Origin of the sequence: Ruegeria sp. PrR005 (genome assembly GCF_010500245.1) — a bacterium.
Lineage (GTDB): Bacteria > Pseudomonadota > Alphaproteobacteria > Rhodobacterales > Rhodobacteraceae > Ruegeria_B > Ruegeria_B marisflavi.
This window is the reverse complement of sequence record NZ_JAAGOX010000030.1, coordinates 1-6,397: the sequence shown is the minus strand read 5'-3', so window position 1 is coordinate 6,397 and position 6,397 is coordinate 1. Positions and strand designations below refer to the sequence as shown.

At 56.9% G+C, this 6,397-nt stretch carries 3 protein-coding genes; 2 read left to right on the top strand and 1 reads right to left on the bottom strand.

From position 1 onward, the window contains the following. The coding region (locus G0P99_RS15495; protein WP_164131394.1) for a hypothetical protein at window positions 1-249 on the top strand (249 nt) is incomplete at its 5' end. Window positions 250-482: 233 nt separating this feature from the next. Here the strand turns inward: G0P99_RS15495 and G0P99_RS15490 are convergent. Next, on the bottom strand, window positions 483-1,499 hold the full coding sequence (locus G0P99_RS15490) for a glycosyltransferase (RefSeq protein WP_164131392.1): 1,017 nt from the start codon (window positions 1,497-1,499) through the stop codon (window positions 483-485). Between the two features lie 762 nt (window positions 1,500-2,261). Between G0P99_RS15490 and G0P99_RS15485 the strand changes: the two genes are divergently transcribed. After that, entirely contained in the window at window positions 2,262-5,606 is a 3,345-nt protein-coding gene (locus G0P99_RS15485) for an adenylate/guanylate cyclase domain-containing protein (protein ID WP_164131391.1), read from the top strand. The last annotated feature ends 791 nt before the right edge of the window (window positions 5,607-6,397 follow it).

Genomic DNA, 6,397 nt, shown 5'->3' with positions numbered 1-6,397 from the left:
CATAACCCGAAATCCATAAACAGAGGTGGCTCACTTCTCGATGAAAAACCCGGCTCACTTCTGGGTGGAAATCAACAATCTTTGACACTACCAGGTCAAGGGATCGTGCTGGAACTTGAAGAGGCGCTGACGGCGATGATTGGCTTGGCGCAGAATGACAAAAGCCGCCCAATGGCGGCTTGTTCGGAAGAAGTGGTTGCGGGAGGGCGCAACCGCCGTTCCAGAACCGAATTGCGGTGCCTAGTTTGACAATTTCGGCCCTTTCCTGACTTTCATCACAGGCCGCGACGCCGCGATGCAGCTCTCGCGTTCCGGCCGTTCATGCATCGCGCAGCATTTTTTCGACGGCAATGACCGGGTTGCGGACAAAGCTTCCAATTGCCGATACTGAACGAGTGTCCGCTTGAGACCTTTCAATAAGATCGATGTTTCCCGCCAATTACGGAAATACCTCTCAAAAGCGCGGTAAAAGTAAAACAGGCTCAGGCCTGAAGCACCGCTTCGATTTCCGTAGCAGCGTTTTCTGCACCGTCATAGGTGGATATCATCTGTCCCAGCCGTTTTGCCTCTTCACCGAATGACGCCGTGTTCAGGAGGCTTTGTGCGGCAATGCTGATCTCGGTCGGAGTTGCATCACCGGCCAGGGCTTTGCCGACCCCCCATTCGTCGACCGCTTTGCTGTTAGGGAACTGATCATGTCCTGTGCCGGGAAGAACCAACATTGGCACTCCGTGAATGAGAGAGCGCATAAGGGTGCCGTGCCCGCCATGAGTCACGCAGAGGGCCGCCCGCCGCAGGATCGGATTGTGGGCAGCGTATTTGAGCGCAACTGCATTCCCCGGAATCCGCAAGTCTTCAAGAACGGCATGCACGCCTGTTGTCGCTACAACGTGAATTGGAACAGCCGCAAGCCCATCGAGGACACGCTGAATCTTATCTTGCGAGAATTGTCCTTTGGCAGTTGCGAAACTCACCAACGCCATTGGCGTCGAATCGGAAGCATCCCAAGGAAGGTCTGCTGTCTGGGCGATACTTTCGTCTTCTATGATCGGCCCTACGTGCCGTACTTTCTCCCAACCAGGCAATGCGGGGGCTTCCAACTCCTTGACCGATGTTACGATCATGCGAGTTTGCGATAGCCACAATGCGTCGGCATCTGGCAGCGGATCGAATCCCGCATCCACGCGCATCGCTCCAAGTTGTGCGATGACATTTCGCCAAGTCTCCATTTGCCGGAACAGAAAAGTGTGACTGAAGACAACAGTCGGCAACCCAAATGTCGGACTTATGGCCAGTGCGGCAGGGAACATTGCATCCACCAAAAGCACACCGGGCTGTTGCGCTTTGATGATGCGTTTCAGCTCGTCCGAAACATTGGGAGAGGTGAGATAGCAGGCCAGCGGAGGTGCAGGAGGGCCGCCCGAATAGCGGGGCAAATCGCTGTCACTAGAGGACACACCGATGCTACGAAACCCGGCGCGGTCGATGCGGTCCGTCATGTCAGACTTTACCGCGAAGACAACTTCGTGCCCACGCCGCTCAAGTGCCCGGGCGACCCCCAAACTGGGCGGTAGGTTTCCGCCGCCCGCATGACACAACCAGAGTAATTTAGTCATTCAGGATCCCAAGTATTCATCAGTGAAACTGTAGTCATCAGTATCACAGACGTTCGTTCATGAGCATCGTTTTCACTGCTTGTATCTTGCAAGACCCGGAAACCCGAACTTCGCTGAATCTTTGGCAATGAGCAATTAGGGCTCGAAGCGGCCCAATGCGACCGCGGCACGCACCTTGGCTCAGACCGCAGGAAACCGGCCGTTCGCCACAAACGCCAAGCCATTGATCTTTGGCCTTGCCCGTGGCACCCGAGACATTCACGCTTCGGCAGGCGACGTTAATGTCAAACACCGCGAATACGGGCTCAGAGCCCAAACCAGCCGCGTCGCGATGGGTCCATTTAGCACTTGCAGCACGATCTGGAATTTTCACGACCAGCCCTGACATGCCCGCCAGTCCTATCCCGTATTTTGCTGTGCCGTTTTCGCATTGCGGACATTCATTCATCGTGCAGCTTTTCTGACCGTCAAGGACCAGCACAAGTTGCTGGAACCTCCCGGATCAAGTTGCCGTCGACAGGCATATCTGCCGTTAAAGGGTCTGATTGAAGCGTAATGTAAAGGCGTGACACAAACTAAAAATGGGCTAGTGTCGAGCTTTGGGGAGGTGTCGGTTGCTTACACCGGCATCCGTGGGGGATCAAGTTGCAGGACGTTCAAAGCTGGCTCGCGAAGCTCGGTCTGGATAAGTTTGCGTCCGCCTTTGCCGATGCAGAGGTCGAATTTGCTGATCTGGCGAATTTGACGGAGGATGACCTCAAGGAAATCGGACTGCCGGTCGGGCCGCGGCGAAGGGTAAGCAGCGCTATTGCGGCGATGAAGAATGCTGCGCCGGTTGATGGCCCTGCCGAACAAGTTCAGCCGTCACCCGAGAAAACTCAACCTGCACTTGATGCCGAACGCCGCCACCTGACGGTGATGTTCGTTGATCTTGTGGGCTCGACCGAGATGGCAACCCGGCTGGACGCTGAAGACATGCGGAATGTCATCACGGGCTATCAGAACACGGTGGCTGGTGTGGTGAGCCGGTATGAGGGCTTTGTCGCCAAGTTCATGGGCGATGGGGTGATGTGCTACTTCGGCTGGCCACGGGCCGGAGAAGACGATGCGGAGCGCGCAGTGCGGGCGGGGCTGGCGATCATCGACAGCGTCAGAGCGACAAAGGCGCCCGACGGTTCAGCGCTGGCAACCCGCATCGGTGTCGCGACGGGTGTCGTGATCGTTGGAGACCTGATCGGCAGCGGCGCAACTCAAGAGGCAGCCGTTGTCGGAGAAACCCCCAACCTGGCCGCGCGTCTGCAAGGCGTTGCAGGGCCGAACCAGCTTGTCCTTCCAAGCGAAACACGCCGTCTGCTGGGCCAAAATTACAAGCTGACGTCGATCGGCGAACAGGAACTGAAGGGCGTGGGTGCGCCGGTTGAGGCCTTTGTTGTTGAAGGAGAGACATCCGTCGAGAGCCGCTTTGCGGCACGCCAGTCCGGCACACTGACCCCCATCGTCGGGCGCGACCGTGAGATCGAGCTTATGCTGGAACGCTGGGCGCTCGCCAAATCCGGCCAGGGCCAGATGGTCATCGTGAGCGGCGAGGCCGGTATCGGCAAGTCGCGCATCACCAGAGCAGTGATCGACGAGGTTGCGAAGGCTGACCACACCCGCATCACCTATCAATGCTCGCCCTATCACGCGGATTCAGCGTTCTATCCGGTCATTCAGCAGATCGCTTTCGCCGCCGGGTTCACATCGGCGGACGGGTTGGATACCCGGCTGGACAAGCTGGAGGCGCTGCTCGGTCAGGACCCCGAGATGCTGAAGCTGATCACGCCGATGATGGGTCTCGACGGCACGGCGCGATACGGTGCGCTTGACCTGACACCAGCCCAACAACGAGCGCACACGATGCAGACCCTGGCCAAGCTGCTGGTTCAGCAAAGCCAGGGCAAGCCCGTACTGTTGGTCTACGAAGACCTGCACTGGATCGACCCGACTTCACTGGAATTGCTCGACCTTCTGTTGGATAAGGTTGCCGATCAGAAGGTCATGATTCTCGCCACGGCGCGTCCCAGCTTTGAGTATGGCTTTGGCGGTCATCCTATCGTGACACGCTTTGCATTGAACCGGCTGGGCAAGGATCAGATCGGAGACATCGTCGCCAAGCTGACCGGCGGCAAGGCGATGCCGGACGAGATCATGGCGATCATCGCGCAGCGCACCGACGGTGTGCCGTTGTTTGTCGAGGAACTGACCAAGACGATCCTGGAATCCGGCGCCTTGAAAGAAGAAGGTGACCGGCTGGTTCTGAATGGACCGCTCAGCACCATTGCCATCCCTACCACACTTCACGACAGCCTGATGGCGCGGCTCGACCGGTTGCAACCAATCAAGGAAGTGGCGCAGACGGCTGCCTGCATTGGGCGCGAGTTCAGCCACGGGCTGCTGGCGCAGATCTCCCTATTGCCCGAAGCCGAACTGGCCGTTGCTCTGGATGGCCTTATCGGGGCGGAACTGATCTACCGCCGGGGCCTCCCGCCTGAGGCGACATATCTGTTCAAACACGCGCTGGTCCGCGACGCTGCCTATGAGAGCCAACTGAAGGAGAAGCGCCGGGCTATCCACGCGCGAATCCTGGCTGCACTTGAGGCGGACGCTGACATCGCACCCGAGGTCTTGGCAGTCCACGCCGAGGCGGCTGGGCTTACTGACCGCGCAATCGACCTGTGGGAAGCGGCAGGCAAGGCCGCGATCGCGCGACCCGCATTCAAGGAAGGCATCTCCAACCTTCGTCGCGCGATCGCCTTGATCAATCCAAACGTCGAAGGCGGTGAACGCCCGGTTATCGAGAGTGCCCTTGCCTTGCAGGTTCAACTCGGAATGGCCTGCCTGCAGGGTATTGGATATGCCGCCGATGAGACGAAGACAGAAATGGAACGCGCGCTGGTTCTGGCAGATCTGATCGGAGACACACCGTTAAGATTCGATGTCGTTTTCGCTCTTTGGGCCGGACGATACGTTAGAGCCGAACATTCCAAAGCCTTGTCATGGTCTCAGCTTCTTCTAGACGTGGCCGAGAAGTCCGGGGATACGACAGAACTAGTTTTGGCAAATCGCAGTCGGGGCGTATTTTCAATGATGTCGGGCAGGCTTGTCGAGGCGAAAAGCTTCTTGGACAAGTCTCTCGCCTTCTATGATCCAGCCAAGCACGATGGCCTCGCTTTTCGGTTTGGGCAAGAGATTGGTGTAGCAGCCCATATCTACAAATCTTTAAATTCTCTTCTCATGGGCGAAACAAACCGTGCCGCGCTGCACGCGCGAGAAGCGGAGAGCCGGGCTTTGGAGTCAGGCCATATAATCACTATCTGCTATATGCATGGTCACTTTATTATCCACGCGATTATAGCGAATGATGAGTCTGCCTTGTTGCGTCATCTGAATGCGTTGCACCCGATTGTCGAGGAACACAACCTGCATATCTGGTTGAGCATAGCTCGGATAGCCTCGGACCTGCTGAGAGCCGGTCGGGGTGAACGGGCAGGTATAGATCGCTTCTTTACTCTCGATGCTGAGATGGCGGCAGGCATGAATGGTGTTTTCGTACCAACTTTCAGGGTCGAAGCGGGAAAACGCGCCTTGGCGCTCGGTCTTCTCGGTCCAGCCAAGGATTTGGCGGCTATGGCCCAGGACGCGATGGAAGCGACCGGTGAACGGTACTCCTTATCCGATTTGCATCGTTTACAGGCTGAGTTGGCAAATGTGGACGGCAACGGAGGATCCGCAGAAAAACACCTTTTAGTGGCCATCGACGTCGCCCGGCAGCAGGGCGCCAGACTTTGGGAACTGCGCGCAGCCATCGACCTCGCACGCCTCTGGCAGGAACAGGGTCGAAACGCTGACGCTATCTCTCTTCTCAAACCCGTCCATGAAAGCATCACCGAAGGAGATTGCCTGGAAGAGCAGATGCAGGCGCGCGCATTGCTCGCTGAGTTGGCTGCATAGTTCGCCTTGAGACAAATGTAAGTGGCGCATCGTCTCAGCGAAGATGTCCAACCAGAGGAAACTTCGAACGTCGGCTTTATCGATTTTGAGTTTTTCATTTGTTCTTGGAAACGAGCTCTGGTTCAAGCCATCTCCAGCACACATCGCGCTTTGGAAAACCGAAATGCTGCAGTTGCAGCGAAGGGCTGAAAAGTCCCGCATGTGAGACGCTCGAAACCGGCGCAGCGAAGGTCCGGTTCAGAAAATGATCTTGAAGCCCGGACTGAACGGCAGCTTTCGCCGTTTCGACTCGGGTTTCTCGCGGTCGCAGAGAATAGCCGGTGTCCGCCCTCTCTACCGATAGCACAAAGCGTGCGAACCTTTGTTTGTCGCTGACCTCCTTTCCACACGATTTTCACCCGCTGAGCCCACCATGGACGCGAGCTGCTGTGTATTCTCCAAACGTCCTGATGATGACCGCCTCCCTTAGCGCCACCCCGAACTTTGGTACCTAGAAACAGGGCCTCCAGACGAGCGCCGACGCCCCCCAGCGAAGGTAATCAGTTAAGAAAGAGTTAAAATAATTGTTGTTGATCAATGTGTTAGATTGATGTAACGTGATCTCAGCTTGAACATACCAGCTCTGATTGCTGGGCCGCAGGGAGCAGCGAGGGCAGTTCGCCCACCAGCACTCGATGGCAATGATCCGGATCTCAAGTGAGATCGGTGGTCTGTTGTTGATTTCCACCCAGAAGTGAGCCGGGCCGGCGGATAATTTCCACTGAGAACTGAGCCATGTGAACCTTTCCCCG